At 70.0% G+C, this 17,514-nt stretch carries 16 protein-coding genes; 10 read left to right on the top strand and 6 right to left on the bottom strand.

Going from position 1 to position 17,514, the window contains the following annotated elements:
- Positions 1–306 (top strand): helix-turn-helix domain-containing protein (locus R6V09_RS23945; RefSeq protein WP_317883491.1); only part of this gene is annotated, 306 nt, incomplete at its 5' end.
- Positions 307–351: 45 nt separating this feature from the next.
- Complete coding sequence (locus tag R6V09_RS23950) at positions 352–582, top strand: DUF6191 domain-containing protein (protein WP_442810118.1); 231 nt, start codon at positions 352–354, stop codon at positions 580–582.
- Here the strand turns inward: R6V09_RS23950 and R6V09_RS23955 are convergent.
- Positions 539–1,690 (bottom strand): PQQ-dependent sugar dehydrogenase, encoded by a 1,152-nt coding sequence (locus R6V09_RS23955; RefSeq protein ID WP_317883504.1) that lies wholly within the window; start codon positions 1,688–1,690, stop codon positions 539–541. The two genes, R6V09_RS23950 and R6V09_RS23955, sit on opposite strands and share 44 nt — an antisense overlap.
- A 133-nt stretch (positions 1,691–1,823) precedes the next feature.
- Positions 1,824–2,822, bottom strand: a complete 999-nt coding sequence (locus R6V09_RS23960; protein WP_317883493.1) for an aldo/keto reductase — start codon at positions 2,820–2,822, stop codon at positions 1,824–1,826.
- A 76-nt stretch (positions 2,823–2,898) separates the two neighbouring features.
- Here R6V09_RS23960 and R6V09_RS23965 point away from each other — a divergent pair, with 76 nt between their 5' ends.
- The 6 genes from R6V09_RS23965 to serA all read left to right on the top strand — a co-directional run bounded on the left by R6V09_RS23965 (position 2,899) and on the right by serA (position 13,020).
- On the top strand, positions 2,899–3,858 hold the full coding sequence (locus tag R6V09_RS23965; protein ID WP_317883494.1) for a 2-hydroxyacid dehydrogenase: 960 nt from the start codon (positions 2,899–2,901) through the stop codon (positions 3,856–3,858).
- A gap of 455 nt (positions 3,859–4,313) precedes the next feature.
- Positions 4,314–7,289 carry a putative bifunctional diguanylate cyclase/phosphodiesterase gene (locus R6V09_RS23970; RefSeq protein WP_317883495.1) on the top strand — a complete coding sequence of 992 codons (2,976 nt, stop codon included), beginning with the start codon at positions 4,314–4,316 and terminating at the stop codon, positions 7,287–7,289.
- 237 nt (positions 7,290–7,526) lie between these two features.
- The gene (locus tag R6V09_RS23975; RefSeq protein WP_317883496.1) at positions 7,527–9,380 is read left to right on the top strand and encodes an acetolactate synthase large subunit; all 1,854 of its coding nucleotides are present in this window, start codon (positions 7,527–7,529) and stop codon (positions 9,378–9,380) included.
- Between the two features lie 20 nt (positions 9,381–9,400).
- Positions 9,401–9,928: an acetolactate synthase small subunit gene (ilvN, locus tag R6V09_RS23980; protein ID WP_033282732.1), complete on the top strand. Its 528-nt coding sequence runs from the start codon at positions 9,401–9,403 to the stop codon at positions 9,926–9,928.
- A 111-nt stretch (positions 9,929–10,039) separates the two neighbouring features.
- Entirely contained in the window at positions 10,040–11,038 is a 999-nt protein-coding gene (gene ilvC, locus R6V09_RS23985; protein WP_019068660.1) for a ketol-acid reductoisomerase, read from the top strand.
- Positions 11,039–11,430: 392 nt separating this feature from the next.
- The gene (serA, locus tag R6V09_RS23990; protein WP_317883497.1) at positions 11,431–13,020 is read left to right on the top strand and encodes a phosphoglycerate dehydrogenase; all 1,590 of its coding nucleotides are present in this window, start codon (positions 11,431–11,433) and stop codon (positions 13,018–13,020) included.
- Between the two features lie 220 nt (positions 13,021–13,240).
- Here serA and R6V09_RS23995 read toward each other — a convergent pair whose 3' ends face one another.
- Positions 13,241–14,803, bottom strand: coding sequence for an MFS transporter (locus tag R6V09_RS23995; RefSeq protein WP_317883498.1), 1,563 nt, complete (start codon positions 14,801–14,803; stop codon positions 13,241–13,243).
- A 123-nt stretch (positions 14,804–14,926) separates the two neighbouring features.
- Here R6V09_RS23995 and R6V09_RS24000 point away from each other — a divergent pair, with 123 nt between their 5' ends.
- Entirely contained in the window at positions 14,927–15,502 is a 576-nt protein-coding gene (locus R6V09_RS24000; RefSeq protein ID WP_317883499.1) for a TetR/AcrR family transcriptional regulator, read from the top strand.
- Here R6V09_RS24000 and R6V09_RS24005 read toward each other — a convergent pair.
- Positions 15,453–15,887 (bottom strand): hypothetical protein, encoded by a 435-nt coding sequence (locus R6V09_RS24005; protein ID WP_317883500.1) that lies wholly within the window; start codon positions 15,885–15,887, stop codon positions 15,453–15,455. The genes R6V09_RS24000 and R6V09_RS24005 overlap by 50 nt on opposite strands.
- Positions 15,888–16,061: 174 nt before the next feature.
- Here R6V09_RS24005 and R6V09_RS24010 point away from each other — a divergent pair, with 174 nt between their 5' ends.
- Positions 16,062–16,349: a DUF6355 family natural product biosynthesis protein gene (locus R6V09_RS24010; protein WP_317883501.1), complete on the top strand. Its 288-nt coding sequence runs from the start codon at positions 16,062–16,064 to the stop codon at positions 16,347–16,349.
- A 63-nt stretch (positions 16,350–16,412) separates the two neighbouring features.
- Here the strand turns inward: R6V09_RS24010 and R6V09_RS24015 are convergent, their stop codons facing one another.
- Together R6V09_RS24015 and R6V09_RS24020 are read right to left on the bottom strand one after the other, a co-directional pair.
- On the bottom strand, positions 16,413–17,075 hold the full coding sequence (locus tag R6V09_RS24015) for an HAD family hydrolase (protein WP_317883502.1): 663 nt from the start codon (positions 17,073–17,075) through the stop codon (positions 16,413–16,415).
- Between the two features lie 30 nt (positions 17,076–17,105).
- On the bottom strand, positions 17,106–17,514 hold a 409-nt coding region (locus R6V09_RS24020; RefSeq protein WP_317883503.1), incomplete at its 5' end, for a PucR family transcriptional regulator.

Below are 17,514 nucleotides of genomic sequence, written 5' to 3' on the forward strand. Positions count from 1 at the left end.
GCCCTGCTCGCCCAGCGGGCCCGGCTGACGCTCACCAGGGTCCCGGCGCCGAGAGCCGTCCCCGCCGACCCCGTCGAGGCGCTCGGCCTCACCAGCCGGGAGCGCGACGTCCTGCGCCTGGTCTCCGCCGGCCGCACCAACCGGCAGATCGCCGAGGAACTCTTCATCTCCCCGAAGACCGCGAGCGTCCACGTCTCGAACATCCTCGGCAAGCTCGGTGTCTCCGGCCGGGGCGAGGCGGCGGCCGTGGCCCACCGGCTGGGGCTGTTCCCGCCCGACCCGCTCACCGTGCGTTCGGGCGGATGAGCCGTACGCTGTAGGGGACCGGCCAGGGGAGGCGCCGTGTTCAACATGTTCGAGGAACTGTTCTCACCCGGCCGCAAGCACACCGAGGACGAGCGCAACCGGCTGGAGATGACCAGGGTCGACGTCGCCGACGGCGACCCCGGACGCGGGCCGATAGACCTGGAGTCCGGCAAGGTCGTCGTACGTCTGCCCGAAGCCGACCCCTCCGCCGACCCGGCCCCCGACGCGTCCGCTACGACACCTGAAGCTCCAGAATCCGGTCGTCCCCCGTCTTAGGCGTGCCCCGGCCGTCCGTGTTGCTGGTCACCAGCCACAGCTTGTCGCCGCCGGCCGACACCACTGTGCGCAGCCGGCCGTACTCGCCGGTGAGGAAGGCCTGCGGGGCGGCCGACGCCTTCGTGCCGTCCAGCGGGATGCGCCACAGGCGCCGGCCCTTCAGCCCCGCCATCCATATGGAGCCCTCGGCATAGGCGATGCCGCTGGGGGAGGCGTCGTCGGTGTGCCACTGGGTGATCGGGTTGTGGTACTTGGGGTCGCTGCCCTTGCCCTCCGCGTCCGGCCAGCCGTAGTCGTCGCCCGGCTTGATCGCGTTCAGCTCGTCCCAGGTGTCCTGGCCGAACTCCGAGGCGAACAGCCGCTGCTTGGAGTCCCAGGCCAGACCCTGCACATTGCGGTGGCCGTAGGTGTACACCGGTGAGTTCGGGAACGGGTTGCCCGGCGCCGGGTCGCCCTCCGGGGTCAGCCGCAGGATCTTGCCGCCCAGGGACTTCTTGTCCTGCGCCAGACCCCGCTGACCGCTCTCGCCCGTGCCCGCGTACAGCATGCCGTCCGGGCCGAAGGCGATCCGGCCGCCGTTGTGGATATAGCCCTTGGGGATGCCCTTGAAGATCGTGTCCGGCGCGCCCAGCTGCTCACCGGCCGGCTTCTGCGCGTCGTACAGCATGCGGACGATGCGGTTGTCCGAGGCCGAGGTGAAGTAGGCGTAGATCATGTGGTCCGAGGCGTAGTCCGGGGAGAGCGCGATGCCGAGGAGGCCGCCCTCGCCCGCCGGGGAGACCCCGGAGACCGTGCCCAGTTCGGTCTTCTGGCCGGTCTTCTCGGTGATCCGGGTGATCGTGCCGTCGTCGCGGGAGGAGACGAGGAGGTTTCCGTCGGGCAGCGGGGCCAGGCCCCAGGGGGTCTTCAGGCCCTCGGTGACCGTGCGCAGCACCTTTACCGTGCCCTTGGCGGGCGGGACCTGCGCGGTGGGCTGCCCGGAGGGCGACGACCCCGTCGCCGTACCGGCGCTGCCGGATGACGGACTTGTGCCGTAGCGCGGGTCTGGACCGCCGGAGGAGCAGCCGGCCGTCAGCAGGAGTGCGGTCACGGCCAGGGCGGCCGACACGACTCGACGGTGCACGATCAGGTCCCTTCGACGGTCTCACGACGGGTTCTACTTGTCATACACCGCTCACTCCGCACGGGTTCCCGATCATCGACGACCGACGCACGATCGAGCCTTGTCCCGTGTACGGCGGTCAGTCCCAGGAGCCCAGCGCCGCAGGCAGTTCCGCCACCTCCGTGAGGTCCTCCGGTGTGAGGCGCAGTTCCGCCGCCTCAGCGTTCTCCGTCACCCACCGCTCCTGCTTGGTGCCCGGTACCGGCACCACGTGCGAGCCCTGCGCCAGCACCCACGCCAGGGCCACCTGCGCCGGGGTGACCTCCGGGCCGTGCCGGCGGGCCACGCGGCGCAGACCGGCCACGATCGGCTGGTTCGCGGCGGTCATCTCCGCGGTGAAGCGGGGATGCCGGGCGCGCACGTCGTCCGGTTCGAAGCCCTCGCCCGGGGTGAGGGTGCCGGTCAGGAAGCCGTTGCCGAGGGGCATCGCCGCCAGGAAGCCGACCCCGCGCGCCGCGCACCACGGCAGCAGCGCGTCCAGCGCCTCCGTCGACCACACCGACAACTCGGCCTGCACCGCAGTCACCGGGAACACCTGCTGCACGCGCTGGAGTTGGCGGATCGTTCCGTCATGCAGCCGCGCCCCGGGCCGGCGCGCGGCACGGGCACCGACCGCGCACACCCCCAACGCCCTTACTTTTCCGGCCTGTACGAGATCCGCCATCGCACCCCACGTCTCCTCGACCGGGACCTCGGGGTCGGCGCGGTGCAGTTGGTAGAGGTCGATCACCTCGGTCTGGAGGCGGCGCAGCGACGCGTCGCACGCGCGTTTCACATAGCCGGGGCGGCCGTTGGCCACGATGTGCTGTTCGCCGACCAGCAGGCCGACCTTGGTCGACACGAACGCGTCCCCGCGCCGCTCCTTCAACACCCGCCCCAACAACAGCTCGTTGGTGAACGGGCCGTACATGTCGGCGGTGTCCAGCAGCGTCATGCCCAGGTCGAGCGCCCGGTGCACGGCCCTGACCGACTCGTCGCCCCGCTGCCGCGACCCGCTGTACGCCCAGTTCATCGGCATGCAGCCGAGCCCGACGGCCCCCATCGAGAGCGCCCCCGCACCGATCGTCCTGCGCTCCACCTGCTCGTGACCCTCCCTCTCCTGGCCCACCAACCTAACCTCTGCACGCGCGTGTGCCTGACATAGCCTCCTGACCATGACTGTCGACGTGTGGCTGCCCATCCCGCCGGAGGAGATCGCAGGGCTCCCCGAGGGCCCCAACTACCTGTTCTGGGACGGGGGTGAAGACGGCGGTCAGGAGTTCCCGGGCGATCCCGCGGACTGCCTCGTATACGTGGTGCCGTACATGAAGCGTCAGCCCGTGAAGACGCGGCCCCTGGAGCAGATGCGGAATCTGCAGCTCATCCAGACGCTGACGGCCGGGATCGACGACATGACCGCGGACCTCTCTTTGATCGTCCCGGGGGTGCAGTTGTGCAACGCCCGCGGGGTGCACGAGGCGAGCACCGCCGAACTCGCGCTCACGCTGACCCTCGCCTCGCTGCGCGGCATCCCGGAGTTCGTGCGGGCGCAGCAACAGGAGCGCTGGCAGGGCGACTTCCACCCGGCGCTCGCCGACCGGTCCGTCCTCATCGTCGGCTACGGCGCCATCGGAGCCGCCATCGAGGACCGGCTCACTCCCTTCGAGCTCGCGCGGGTGGCGCGCGTGGCGCGCTCCGGGCGCACCACGGAGCGCGGACCGGTGCATCCGTTCACCGAACTGCCCGCCCTGCTCCCGGAGGCGGACGTCGTCATCCTGTCCACGCCGCTCACCGAGACCACCCGTCATCTGGTCGACGCCGAGTTCCTGGCCCGGATGAAGGACGGGGCGCTGCTGGTCAACGTGGCCCGCGGTCCCGTCGTGGACACCAAGGCGCTGCTCGCGGAGCTGGAAAGCGGCCGTATCACCGCCGCGTTGGACGTCACCGACCCCGAACCGCTGCCCCAGGGGCACCCGTTGTGGCAGGCGCCGGGCGTGCTGATCAGTCCGCATGTCGGCGGGCCCACTTCGGCGTTCCTGCCGCGTGCGAAGCGTCTGGTTGTGGACCAGTTGGGACGGTTCGTGAACCGGGAGCCGCTGCGCAACGTGATCCTTACGACGGGCCCAACGGGGTAGTCGCAACAAGCGTGTCATCCGCTTCCGGTACCCTCCGCAACCTTCCGGAAGCGGGGCGTGCACGCATCTCCGCTGGTCGTCACGGAGCGTAGAGGAACTATGTCCCTGAGTGACGAGACTGGTGTATCGTCCCGGCAGGGGCTGCGCCGCGCACCGTTCGGCGCCGGGGTTGGACATTTCAGACTGTGAGGGGGGCGACGGGCGATGCACGGCCTATGGACGAGCGATCCGACGCGGCGGGGCCGCCGACGGCGACCCTGGCGCACCGCCGCGCGCAGACGCGGTCACCACGGCTGTCACGGCAATCACAGCGGTCACGGCAGCCACAGCGGTCATGGCGGACAGCACAGCCACCCCAGCCATCACCACCGCAGGCACAACAGCCGCCGCAGGCACGCCCATCCAGCGCACCGGGGCCCGCGGGACCCGGGAGCGACGCGGACCGGGAGGGCCCGGTGAGTTCGCCACCGTCTGCGCCGACCACCCTCAACGGGGCGCTCCGGAACAGGACTTCGCCGGGAGCGCGGCAACCACGACCGTCGGCTTCCGGCGGCTGGAGCCTGGTCCAGCAACTCGTCCTGGCCCTGGTGTGCGCGGGATACGCCGTCGGTTCCGCGCTCGACTGGGGATCGCGCCAAGTCGCCCTGATCATGGGCGACTTCGGGCTCAGCGCGGCGGCCGGTACCGCCGCCGTCTCGTGCTTCCTCTACGCGCGAAGCCGCCGTATCCGCTTTCGACCGGCCTGGCTGCTGTTCTCGCTCTCCTCGGCGATGGCGGCACTGGGCAACGGAGTCTGGGGGTGGTACGAGGTCGTGCTCGAACGGACCGTCCCCAGCCCCAGCTTCGCCGACCTGTTCTTCCTGTGCTTCGCGCCGCCCGCCATCGTGGGCCTGCTCGTTCTCGCCAAGCGGCCTGTCACGAAGGCCGGTTGGGTCTGCCTGGCCCTCGACGCCTGGCTGATCGGGGGCTCGCTGCTCACGCTGTCCTGGAGCCTCGCGCTGGCCCAGGCCGCCAAGTTCGACGGGCCGAGCGTGGCCCACACCGCGCTCTCCCTGGCGTACCCGTTGCTCGACATCGCCCTGGTCAGCATGGTGCTCGCGCTGCACTTCCGGCGCTCCTCGGTCAACCGCACCGCCGTGAACACCGCGATCGGCGCGCTGGCCCTGACCGTGATGTGCGACGCCCTGTTCACCTCGCCGCTGCTCCACAACAACTACCACTCGGGCCAGTTGCTCGACGCGGGCTGGTTCGCCGGCTCGCTGCTCCTCGCCTACGCCCCGTGGGCCACGCCCCGGCACGCCCAGCCCGAGGACGACGGGCACACGCGCGTGGTGCACGAACACCGGCCCGGACAGCGCACCGGCGTCCAGCACCCGGCAGCCGCGCCCGGCGCCGACCACGGCCGCTATCCGGCCACCCGGCCCATCGCCGGTTCACTGGCCGCGCTCACCCCGTATCTCGCCGCCGCCGTCTGCACGTTGGGGATCCTCTACAACGTCCTCAACGGCCGCAGCCCCGACCGCGTGGTGCTCATCACCGCGGGCTGCGTGGTCCTCGCCCTCGTGGTCCGCCAGGGCATCATGCTGCTCGACAACATCACCCTCACCCAGGAACTGGCCCAGAAGGAGAACCACTTCCGCTCCCTGGTGCAGGGCTCCAGCGACGTCATCATGATCGCCGCCCCGAACGGCATCCTCCGCTACGTCTCCCCGGCCGCCGCCGGTGTCTACGGCAAGGCCGCGGAGGAGCTGGTCGGGAACGAACTGGCCTCGCTCATCCACCCCGAGGACCTGGGCTGCGTGGTGCACGAGGTGCGCCGCTTCCTCGCCGCCAGCCCCTACGAGGAGTCCAACACCCGTATCGAGTGCCGCTTCCGGTCCGGCGACGGCGGCTGGCTGAACGTCGAGTCGACCGTCAACCGCCATCACGGCGGCCTGATCTTCAACAGCCGGGACGTGACCGAAAGGGTGCGCCTCCAGGCGCAATTGCAGCACAACGCCGAGCACGACCCGCTCACCGACCTGCCCAACCGCGCCCTGTTCACCAAGCGCGTCCAGCAGGCCCTGTCCGGCCGCCGCTCCACGGACCGCGGCACCGCCGTGCTCTTCATCGACCTCGACGGCTTCAAGGCCGTCAACGACACCATCGGCCACCAGGCCGGGGACGAACTCCTCGTCCAGGCCGCCCGCAGGCTGCACGCGGCGGTCCGGCACGGCGACACCGCCTCCCGGCTCGGCGGCGACGAGTTCGCGGCCCTGATCGTCGGCGACGGCACCCGGGACCGCGCTGCCCGCGAGCGGCACATCATGGAACTCGCCGACCGCCTGAGAATCACCCTGTCCCAGCCGTATCTCATCGACGGCAACGATGTCCGTGTCGCCGCCTCCATCGGCGTCGCCTTCGCCGAACCGGGCCTGGGCGCGGGGGAGTTGCTGCGCAACGCGGACCTCGCGATGTACCGCGCCAAGGGCGCCGGCAAGGGCCGGGTCGAGCTGTACGCGCCACAGATGCAGCAGGACGTCGTACGGAAGGCGGAGCTGGCCACGCGGCTGCGGGCCGCACTGCACGACGGCGAGTTCGCGCTGCTGCACCAGCCCGTGGTGTCGCTGACGGACGGCCGGATCACCTCGGTCTCCACGCAGGCGAGATGGCGTTCGTCGCAGGGGGTGCTGTTCACACCGGCCGAGTTCCTGCGGGTGGCCGAGGACAGCGACAGGACCGCCGAGTTGGGGCGCTGGATGCTGGAGGAGGCCGTGGAGCAGGCCGCCGAGCGCATCGCGGCTGGGCCCGCCGTGTCCGTGGCCGTGCGGATGAGCGCCCGGCGGCTGCTGGACAAGTCGATGCCGCTCGGCTCGATCGAGGCCCTGCTGACCCGGCACGGGCTGCCGTCCGGCTCCCTGGTCGTCGAGCTGTCCGACACCGACCCGCGGGTCTCCCTGGACGAGCTGGAGCGCCGGCTGACCGCCCTGCGGCGACTGGGCGTCCGGATCGCCCTGGACGGCTTCGGCAGCGGCTACGCGACCATCACGACGCTACGGCGGCTGCCCGTCGACGTACTGAAACTGGACCGCAGTCTGGTCGAGGGCGTCGTCGAGTCCGCGCGGCTGCACAAGATCACCAGCGGGCTGCTGCGGATCGCCGGGGATCTGGGACTCCAGTCCGTGGCCGACGGGGTCGACCTGCCGGAGCAGGTGGTCGCCCTGCGCGCGATGGGCTGTACGCACGGGCAGGGCATGGCCTTCTCCGGGCCGCTGGACGAGTACCGGCTGCGCAGGGCCCTGTCCTGCGGCCACTATCCGGTGCCGCACGGCCCGGCCGAGCCCGCGTTCGCGGGCGGCGGCTCGGGGGTGTACACAAGTGGTGTGCCCGTGGTTTTCGGTGGCGGAACAGGCCTCCGCTCACATAATGAGACTCCCGTCCCACCCACTTGACAGTCGGTGCGTGCCGGGGGGAGGGTCAATGCCATGCGCACCCGAATTCTCGTACTTGGAAAGCGCGTCGGCTGAAGCTGGTGACGTCCGGACGGACCCGGAACTCCCAGCGACCGCACCCGGCGCGCTCCCCTCGCTTGCCTCACGGCACGAGGGGTTTTTTGTTGCACAAGATCCAGTCGTGCAGCAGCAGAACCCCCCACAAACCTCGCAAAAACCCTCAGCATCGAGAAGAGAATGACGATGACCGAGCAGGCCACCGGGGCCCATCCGCAGCCGCGGCCCCGATCCGGAGGACAGCCGTCCGCCCCCGAGCACGTCACGGGTGCGCAGTCCCTCATCCGCTCGCTTGAGGAGGTCGGGGCCGACACGGTATTCGGCATTCCCGGCGGTGCGATCCTTCCGGCCTACGACCCGCTGATGGACTCGACGCGGGTGCGTCACGTGCTGGTCCGGCACGAGCAGGGCGCGGGCCACGCGGCCACCGGCTACGCGCAGGCCACCGGCAAGGTCGGCGTCTGCATGGCGACTTCAGGGCCCGGTGCCACCAATCTGGTGACGCCGATCGCCGACGCGCACATGGACTCGGTGGCGCTCGTGGCGATCACCGGGCAGGTTGCGTCGAAGGCGATCGGTACGGACGCCTTCCAGGAGGCGGACATCGTCGGCATCACGATGCCGGTCACCAAGCACAACTTCCTGGTCACCAAGGCCGAGGACATCCCGCGCGTCATCGCGCAGGCCTTCCACATCGCCTCCACCGGCCGGCCCGGCCCGGTGCTGGTCGACATCGCGAAGGACGCCCTCCAGGCGAAGACCACCTTCTCCTGGCCGCCGGTCATGGACCTGCCCGGCTACCGCCCGGTGACCAAGCCGCACGCCAAGCAGATCCGCGAGGCCGCCAAGCTGATCACCGCCGCGAAGCGGCCCGTCCTCTACGTCGGCGGCGGTGTCCTCAAGGCACACGCCACCGCCGAGCTGAAGGTCCTCGCAGAACTCACCGGAGCGCCCGTCACCACCACCCTGATGGCGCTCGGCGCATTCCCCGACAGTCACGAGCTGCACGTGGGAATGCCGGGCATGCACGGTGCGGTCACCGCCGTCACCGCGCTGCAGAAGGCCGACCTGATCGTCGCCCTCGGAGCCCGCTTCGACGACCGCGTCACCGGCAAGCTGGACAGCTTCGCCCCGCACGCCAAGATCGTCCACGCCGACATCGACCCGGCGGAGATCGGCAAGAACCGCGCCGCCGACGTGCCGATCGTCGGGGACGCCCGCGAGGTCATCGCCGACCTCGTCCAGGCCGTCCAGAAGGAGCACAGCGAGGGCCACACCGGCGACTACAGCGCCTGGTGGAAGGACCTCAACCGCTGGCGCGAGACCTACCCGCTCGGCTACGAGCAGCCCGACAACGGCTCGCTCTCCCCGCAGCAGGTCATCGAGCGCGTCGGCCAACTCGCCCCGGAGGGAACGATCTTCGCGGCGGGCGTCGGCCAGCACCAGATGTGGGCCGCGCACTACATCCAGTACGAGAAGCCGGCGACCTGGCTGAACTCCGGCGGCGCCGGGACGATGGGCTACGCGGTCCCGGCCGCGATGGGTGCCAAGGCCGGAGCGCCGGACCAGACGGTCTGGGCGATCGACGGCGACGGCTGCTTCCAGATGACCAATCAGGAACTCACCACCTGCGCCCTGAACAACATCCCGATCAAGGTCGCCATCATCAACAACGGCGCCCTCGGCATGGTCCGCCAGTGGCAGACCCTGTTCTACAACCAGCGCTACTCCAACACCGTGCTGCACAGCGGCCCGGAGGCCGACGGCAAGCAGCCGAGCGCCGGCACGCGCATCCCCGACTTCGTCAAGTTGTCGGAGGCGATGGGCTGTTACGCGATCCGCTGCGAGTCCCCCGACGACCTCGACAAGTGCATCGAGGAGGCGAACTCGATCAACGACCGCCCCGTCGTGATCGACTTCATCGTCCACGAGGACGCCATGGTGTGGCCGATGGTCGCGGCCGGCACCTCCAACGACGAGGTCATGTTCGCCCGGGACGTCCGCCCCGACTTCGGCGACAACGAAGACGACTGAGCGAGAGAGACGAAAGAGAAATGTCCAAGCACACGCTCTCCGTCCTGGTGGAGAACAAGCCCGGTGTCCTTGCCCGGATCACCGCCCTGTTCTCCCGGCGCGGCTTCAACATCGACTCCCTCGCGGTCGGCGTCACCGAGCACCCCGACATCTCCCGCATCACGATCGTGGTGAACGTGATCGAGGCACTCCCGCTCGAACAGGTCACCAAGCAGCTCAACAAGCTCGTCAACGTGCTGAAGATCGTCGAACTGGAGGCGGGTTCCGCGGTTCAGCGCGAACTCGTTCTGGTGAAGGTGCGCGCCGACAACGAGACGCGCTCCCAGATCGTCGAGATCGTCCAGCTCTTCCGCGCCAAGACGGTCGACGTCTCCCCGGAGGCCGTCACCATCGAGGCCACCGGCTCCAGCGACAAGCTGTCCGCCATGCTCAAGATGCTGGAGCCGTACGGCATCAAGGAGCTGGTCCAGTCCGGCACGATCGCCATCGGCCGCGGCGCCCGCTCCATCACCGACCGCTCGCTGCGCGCGCTCGACCGCTCCGCGTAGACCCGTGTGCGGGCGGCCCCGGCCGCCCGCATTCCGAGACCCCCGAACTTCGTTTCCGCCCGCCGTCATACGGTGGGACGCAACACCTGCACACCAAGGAGAGAACCCAAAGTGGCCGAGCTGTTCTACGACGCCGACGCCGACCTGTCCATCATCCAGGGCCGCAAGGTCGCGGTCATCGGCTACGGCAGCCAGGGCCACGCCCACGCGCTGTCGCTCCGTGACTCCGGCGTCGACGTGCGCGTCGGTCTGCACGAGGGCTCCAAGTCCAAGGCGAAGGCCGAGGAGCAGGGCCTGCGCGTGGTGACCCCGTCCGAGGCCGCCGCCGAGGCCGACGTCATCATGATCCTGGTGCCGGACCCGATCCAGGCCCAGGTCTACGAGGAGTCCATCAAGGACAACCTCAAGGACGGCGACGCGCTGTTCTTCGGCCACGGCCTGAACATCCGCTTCGACTTCATCAAGCCCCCGGCCGGCGTCGACGTCTGCATGGTCGCCCCCAAGGGCCCGGGCCACCTCGTCCGCCGCCAGTACGAGGAGGGCCGCGGCGTTCCGTGTATCGCGGCCGTCGAGCAGGACGCGACCGGCAACGGCTTCGCGCTCGCGCTGTCGTACGCGAAGGGCATCGGCGGCACCCGCGCCGGCGTCATCAAGACGACCTTCACCGAGGAGACCGAGACCGACCTGTTCGGTGAGCAGGCCGTGCTCTGCGGTGGTACGGCCGCGCTGGTCAAGGCCGGTTTCGAGACGCTGACCGAGGCCGGCTACCAGCCCGAGATCGCGTACTTCGAGTGCCTGCACGAGCTGAAGCTCATCGTCGACCTCATGTACGAGGGCGGCCTGGAGAAGATGCGCTGGTCCATCTCCGAGACCGCCGAGTGGGGCGACTACGTCACCGGCCCGCGGATCATCACGGACGAGACCAAGGCCACGATGAAGCAGGTCCTCGCCGAGATCCAGGACGGCACCTTCGCCCGTGAGTGGATGGCCGAGTACCACGGTGGCCTGAAGAAGTACAACGAGTACAAGCAGAAGGACGCCGAGTCCCTGCTGGAGACCACCGGCAAGCAGCTCCGCAAGCTGATGAGCTGGGTCGACGAAGAGGCGTAAGTCCTGAGGCAAAGGGGCTGGAGCGGGTGCTCCGGCCCCTTTGTCCAACCCGTCCAGCCTCGGACGGGTGATCCTTCCGCAGAGGCGTAAGACGACTGTCGGAGCGCCACTACACTGCCGTACTAATACGCGTCAGGCCCACAGCGTCGTGCGTCTCCGCGGCAAAGCGACACCGAGGAATGTCAGGCACACCCCTGCGCCGCCCGGCACGCACTCTCGCCGCACCGGCCAAAGGCCCTAGTAGCTCCGCTACGAGGACCTTCGTCCAGCACACCGAGAGCACGCACCGAACGACGCGGGAGCGCACCACAGATTCCTCGGCGCCGCTTCCCCTCCACCGCCTGCGGCCGTCGGGACGGCCGTCCGCACGCAATGGACTTGTGAGGACTCACGTGAGCTCGAAACCTGTCGTACTCATCGCTGAAGAGCTGTCGCCCGCGACGGTGGACGCCCTCGGCCCGGACTTCGAGATCCGGCACTGCAACGGCGCCGACCGGGGCGAGCTGCTCCCCGCGATCGCCGACGTGGACGCGATCCTGATCCGCTCGGCCACCAAGGTCGACGCCGAGGCGGTCGCCGCCGCGAAGAAGCTGAAGGTCGTCGCACGAGCCGGCGTCGGCCTGGACAACGTGGACGTCTCCGCCGCCACCAAGGCCGGCGTGATGGTCGTCAACGCGCCCACCTCGAACATCGTCACCGCCGCCGAGCTGGCCTGCGGTCTGCTGCTGGCGACCGCACGCCACATCCCGCAGGCCAACGCCGCGCTGAAGAACGGCGAGTGGAAGCGCAGCAAGTACACGGGCGTCGAGCTCGCCGAGAAGACCCTGGGTGTCGTGGGTCTGGGACGTATCGGTGCCCTCGTGGCGCAGCGCATGTCCGCGTTCGGGATGAAGGTCGTTGCCTACGACCCCTACATCCAGCCCGCGCGGGCCGCGCAGATGGGCGTCAAGATCCTTTCGCTGGACGAGCTGCTCGAAGTCTCCGACTTCATCACCGTGCACCTGCCCAAGACCCCCGAGACGGTCGGTCTGATCGGCGACGAGGCGCTGCGCAAGGTCAAGCCGACCGTGCGGATCGTCAACGCCGCGCGCGGCGGGATCGTCGACGAGGAGGCGCTGTACTCCGCGCTCAAGGAAGGCCGCGTCGCCGGTGCCGGCCTCGACGTCTACGCGAAGGAGCCCTGCACGGACTCCCCGCTGTTCGAGTTCGACCAGGTCGTCTCCACCCCGCACCTCGGCGCCTCCACGGACGAGGCGCAGGAGAAGGCCGGAGTCTCGGTCGCCAGGTCGGTGCGTCTCGCGCTCGCCGGTGAACTCGTCCCCGACGCGGTGAACGTCCAGGGCGGCGTCATCGCCGAGGACGTCAAGCCGGGCCTGCCCCTCGCAGAGAAGCTCGGCCGCATCTTCACCGCCCTCGCGGGCGAGGTCGCGGTCCGCCTCGACGTCGAGGTCTACGGCGAGATCACCCAGCACGACGTCAAGGTGCTCGAACTCTCCGCGCTCAAGGGCGTGTTCGAGGACGTCGTCGACGAGACCGTGTCCTACGTCAACGCCCCGCTGTTCGCGCAGGAGCGCGGCGTCGAGGTACGGCTGACGACCAGCTCCGAGTCCGCGGACCACCGCAACGTGGTCACCGTGCGCGGCACGCTGAGCAACGGCGAGGAGGTCGCGGTCTCCGGCACGCTGGCCGGTCCCAAGAACCTGCAGAAGATCGTCGCGGTCGGCGACTACGACGTCGACCTCGCGCTTGCCGACCACATGGTGGTGCTGCGGTACGAGGACCGTCCCGGTGTTGTCGGCACGGTCGGCCGTGTCTTCGGTGAGGCCGGGATCAACATCGCCGGTATGCAGGTGTCGCGGTCGGTCGCGGGCGGCGAGGCGCTGGCCGTGCTGACCGTCGACGACACGGTGGCCGCGGGTGTGCTGGCCGAGGTGGCGGAGGAGATCGGCGCGACGTCGGCTCGTTCGGTGAACCTCGTCTGAGCCTGGTCCGAGGCTGAGGTGGTGCTGGGGGCTCCGCCCCCAGACCCCCGATCGGCCCTGAAGGGGCCTCGTCCTCAAACGCCGGACGGGCTGGATTTTGGCGGCCTGGGTTGAGAAGGCGCCGGACGGGCTGAGTAGTGCCGGTCGCGTTTGTACGTGAACGCTGGGCGGGTCGAGGAGAGAATCCTCAACCCGCCCGGCGTTCCTGTGTGTTGGGCCCTCACGCCTGCGCTTCTTGCGGCTCCGCCGCCACCGGCTCCGGCGTCTGTACCCGCAGCCCCCGCAGGGTCCGCGCCGCCGCGAAGGCCGCGCCCAGCAGCAGTACCGCACCGGTGATCGCCGCGCCGTGCATGCCGTCGGTGAAGGCCTCCCTGGCGGTCGCGGTCAGGGCGTCTCCCGTGCGCCCCGGCAGCTGCCGGGCCACGGCGAGGGCGCCGCCGAGGGTCTCGTGGGCCGGGGCGGGGGCCGAGGCCGGGATGCCGTGGCGGTAGATCGCCGTACCGATGGAGCCGAGGACCGCCATGCCCAGGGCGCCGCCGAACTCCGCGCCCGTCTCCATCAGCGAGGACGCCACGCCCGCCTTCTCCACCGGGGCGCTGCCCATCGCGAGGTCCATGATCTGGGACATCACCATGACGATCCCGGAGGCGAGGACGCCCGCGGCGGCCAGGGCCGGCCAGAGGGAGTCGGTGCCGGTGAGGGCGAGCATGCCGTAGCCGCAGGCGGCGAGTCCGAAGCCCGACGCGACCACGTAGGCGCGGTCAACTCCCTTCTGGACCAAGGTTGTTGCGAGCGGGGCAGCCATGCCGATCGGCACCGAGGGGAGCAGCGCCCACAGGGCCGCCTCCAACGGACTCTTGCCGAGCACCGACTGCAGGTACTGCGTGGTGAAGAAGGCCGAGCCCATCATCCCGAAGGCGGAGACGAGGTTGAGGACGACGGAGGGGGTGAAGCCCCGGGCGCGGAAGAGGGACGGGTCGATCATCGGGGACGCGGTCGTGCGCTGGCGGTGGACGAAGAGGGCCGCGAAGAGCAGGCCGACGGTGATCGAGACGACGTACTGGACGTGCCAGCCTTCGGACGGGATCTCCTTGAGGCCGTAGATCACGGGCAGTACGCCGGCCAGGGACAGCGGGACGCTCGGCCAGTCGAAGCGGCCGGGGGCGGGGTTCTTCGACTCGGGGAGCAGGAACGGGCCGATGAGCAGGAGCAGGGCCATCGCGGGGAGGTTGATCAGGAAGACCGAGCCCCACCAGAAGTACTGGACGAGGACACCGCTCAGCACCGAGCCGAGCGCGACACCGGCGGTCATCACGCCGGACCACAGGCCGATCGCCTTCGCGCGCTGGCCGGGGTCGGTGAACATCGTTCGCAGCAGCGCCATCGTCGAGGGCATCAGGGTGGCGCCGCCGATGCCGAGGACCGCGCGGGCGGCGATCAGGGTCTCGGCGCTGTTCGCGTAGGCGGCGATGAACGAGGCGGTCCCGAAGGCGGCGGCGCCGATCAGGAGGAGCCGACGGCGGCCGATGCGGTCGCCGATCGAGCCCATCGTCATCAGCAGGCCGGCCAGGACGAAGGCGTAGATGTCGAAGATCCACAGCTGCTGGGTGCCGCTGGGCTCCAGGTCGGCGCTGATCGCCGGGATGGCGAAGTAGAGGACGGAGACGTCCATGGAGACCAGCAGCAGCGGCAGCATCAGCACGCCGAGCGCGGTCCATTCCCGGCGCCCGGCACGGGAGTTGGGGGTGCTCGCGGGGTTCGTCGAGCTCGTCGAGTTCGTCATGGCAGTGAATGTACGCGCGTCTTAAACGCTTGTCTATGACGCATGTATAAATCGCTTGTGTGAATCGGTCGTGTAAATCACGCGTCTAGGACGGTTGTATGGATCGGCGGTAGGCTGGCGCGCATGGGACACCGTGAGGATCTGCTCGAAGGCGCGAAGCGCTGCCTGCTGGCGAAGGGGTTCGCGCGGACGACGGCGCGCGACATCGTGACGGAGTCGGGCACCAACCTGGCGTCCATCGGCTATCACTACGGCTCGAAGGACGCGCTGCTCGCGCAGGCGTACGTCTCGCTGGTGGACGGCATGTCGTTCGAGTGGGGTGACCGGCTCGAAGGGGCGCCGGGCTCGCTGGAGCGGTTCAGGGAGGTGTGGTCGAACGTTGTGGCCTCCCTCCGCGAGCCGGGCTCGATGTGGCGGCTCAGCGGGGAGATCATGGCCATGGGTGACCAACTGCCCGAGGTCCGCGACCAGTTGTCGCTCGCGCAGCGCGAGGGCGGCCGAGGGCTGGTCTCGCTGCTCATGGGCGTGCCGGAGGAGGAGGTGTCGGACGAGACCGCCGACACGCTCGGCTCGTTCTACATGATCGTGATGTCCGGGCTCATCATGCAGTGGACCTTCGACCCGAAGACCGCGCCGGACGCGGAGCACCTCACCGAGGGTCTGCGCCAGGTGCTGGAGGGCGCGCGGAAGGCGCAGTGATCCGCCGGTCCCGCAGCGCCGGTGCCACCGCGGCCGGCATCAGCAGCGCGGTCAGGGTGAAGGCCCACGGGTAACCGGTCAGACCGGCCGCGATGCCGAAGCCGGCCGCGCCGAGGCCCATTCCGGCGTCGTAGGCCAGGTTCCACAGGGCGCTGACCGTGCCGTAGGAAGCGGCGGAGACGCGGGCGTACATCAGGGTGAGCGGGGCGTTCCGGGCGATGCCGAAGCCCGCGCAGAACAGGGCGGTTCCCGCGATGACTGCTACCGGACGGGCAGTTGGGGCGATGACGAGGGCGTGCCCGTCCGCGAGATCGCCGAGACCATCGGCCGACATCTGAACCTGCCCGCCCACCCCGGCCTCATCGAGGACATCGAACTGGGGCACTACTTCAGGTGAGTTGGCTGAATGTCACTCGATCGGCCCAGCGACAAATCGATTCCCCGGGTGAACGACACGGAGTCCGATCAACCGCACCCGTCAGCGCGGCGATCGTGGTGGCCGGTATCAGACCGCCCAACCACCCACTCACCCAACCGATCGCCGATCAAGGAGTTTCCTTTGCGAGTTCGTCGTGTCGTGACCAGCGCCCTCGGTGCCGCAGCCCTCGTGCTCACCTCGCTCGGGACGGTGGCCGCCGCCACCCCCGCGTCCGCCGGCCCCTGCGGCTTCTACAAGACCAGCACCGACGCCTACTACCGTCACTGCACCACCGACGGCTCACATGTCGTCATCAAGGTCAGGGTCGCCCGGGCGCGTGACCACGAGGCGTGCGTCAGGCCCGGCACGACCTGGCTGGGCTCCGCCCGCAAGATCCAGGGTGCCCACTACGTCGGGCGGACCTGCTGATCGACTCTCGCGGGAGGTCACCCGCACGGCACCTTGTCCGGTCCGGCGCGGTGCTGAAGTCCCTTACCGGCGCGCTGTTTCCGGGGCACCGATGACGTGACGGATCGCGGACGCGGCGTCGGCGGCGATGTGCGTGGGGCGGAACGCCGACTCGGTCCACGGGCGGCCGTTCGACACCCACACACTGCGCGCGTCGATGCCCGTCGCGCCCCGGATGTCGGCGTGTGCCGAGTCGCCGACGACCCAGGACGGGTGAAGAGGTTCGCCCACCGTGGCCGCCGCCGCGTGGAAGATCTCCGGTGCCGGTTTCTTGTGGCCGGCCGACTCCGAGACCACCCAGCCGTGGACCAGCGCGTCGAGCCCGGCCGTCCGGATCTTCAACTCCTGTTGTGCGGTACGGCCGTTGGTGACGATCACGCACGTCCAACCCGCCGCGACGGCCTTCGCGAGGGCGTCGCGCGTGGGCTCGGCCAGGGTGACGCGATCGGCGGCGCCCCGGTCGAGGAACCTCCGCACGGCGGCGTCGGACACCGCCCCGCCGTAGCGCTCGGTCAAGGCCCTGGCCAGCTCAGGCCTCGGTCTGTATCCGCTCGCGTCCACGGACATCACCCAGGCGACGTCCTCCTCGGGCAGGCCGTGCGCGGCCAGGAACTCCGTCACGGCGTCCCGGAACGCGGCATCACGGTCGACCAACGTGTTGTCCAGATCGAGCATCAACAGCGGCATGACAGACAGGAGATCACCCGTCGGCCACGCCTACAGCCGCGCCGCCTTCAACCCCATGTGCAGCAACAACCGGTCCTCCCCGTCGTCCAGGTCCAGCCCGGTCAACTGCTCCACCCGTGACAGGCGGTAGTAGAGCGTCTGCCGGTGGATCCCCAACTCGGCCGCCGTACGCCCCGCTTGGCCCGCGCAGTCGAGGTACACCTCGGCGGTGCGGGCCAGTTCGTGGTGGGCGGGGGAGAGGAGGGGGCCGACCGCCGGGTCGTGGGCGGACTCCGGGGAGAGGGAGGTCAGGAGGCGGTACGGGCCGATGCGGGACCAGTCGGCGACCGGGGCGAAGCGGGGTTCCGCGAGGGCGGCGCGGGCTGCCGCCGAGGCCTCCTGCCAGGTGGGGCCGAGGTCGGCGAGACCGGTCCGGGGTCGGCCGATGCCCGCTGCGCGG

It is taken from the genome of Streptomyces sp. W16, from assembly GCF_033194735.1.
Taxonomy (GTDB): Bacteria; Actinomycetota; Actinomycetes; order Streptomycetales; family Streptomycetaceae; genus Streptomyces.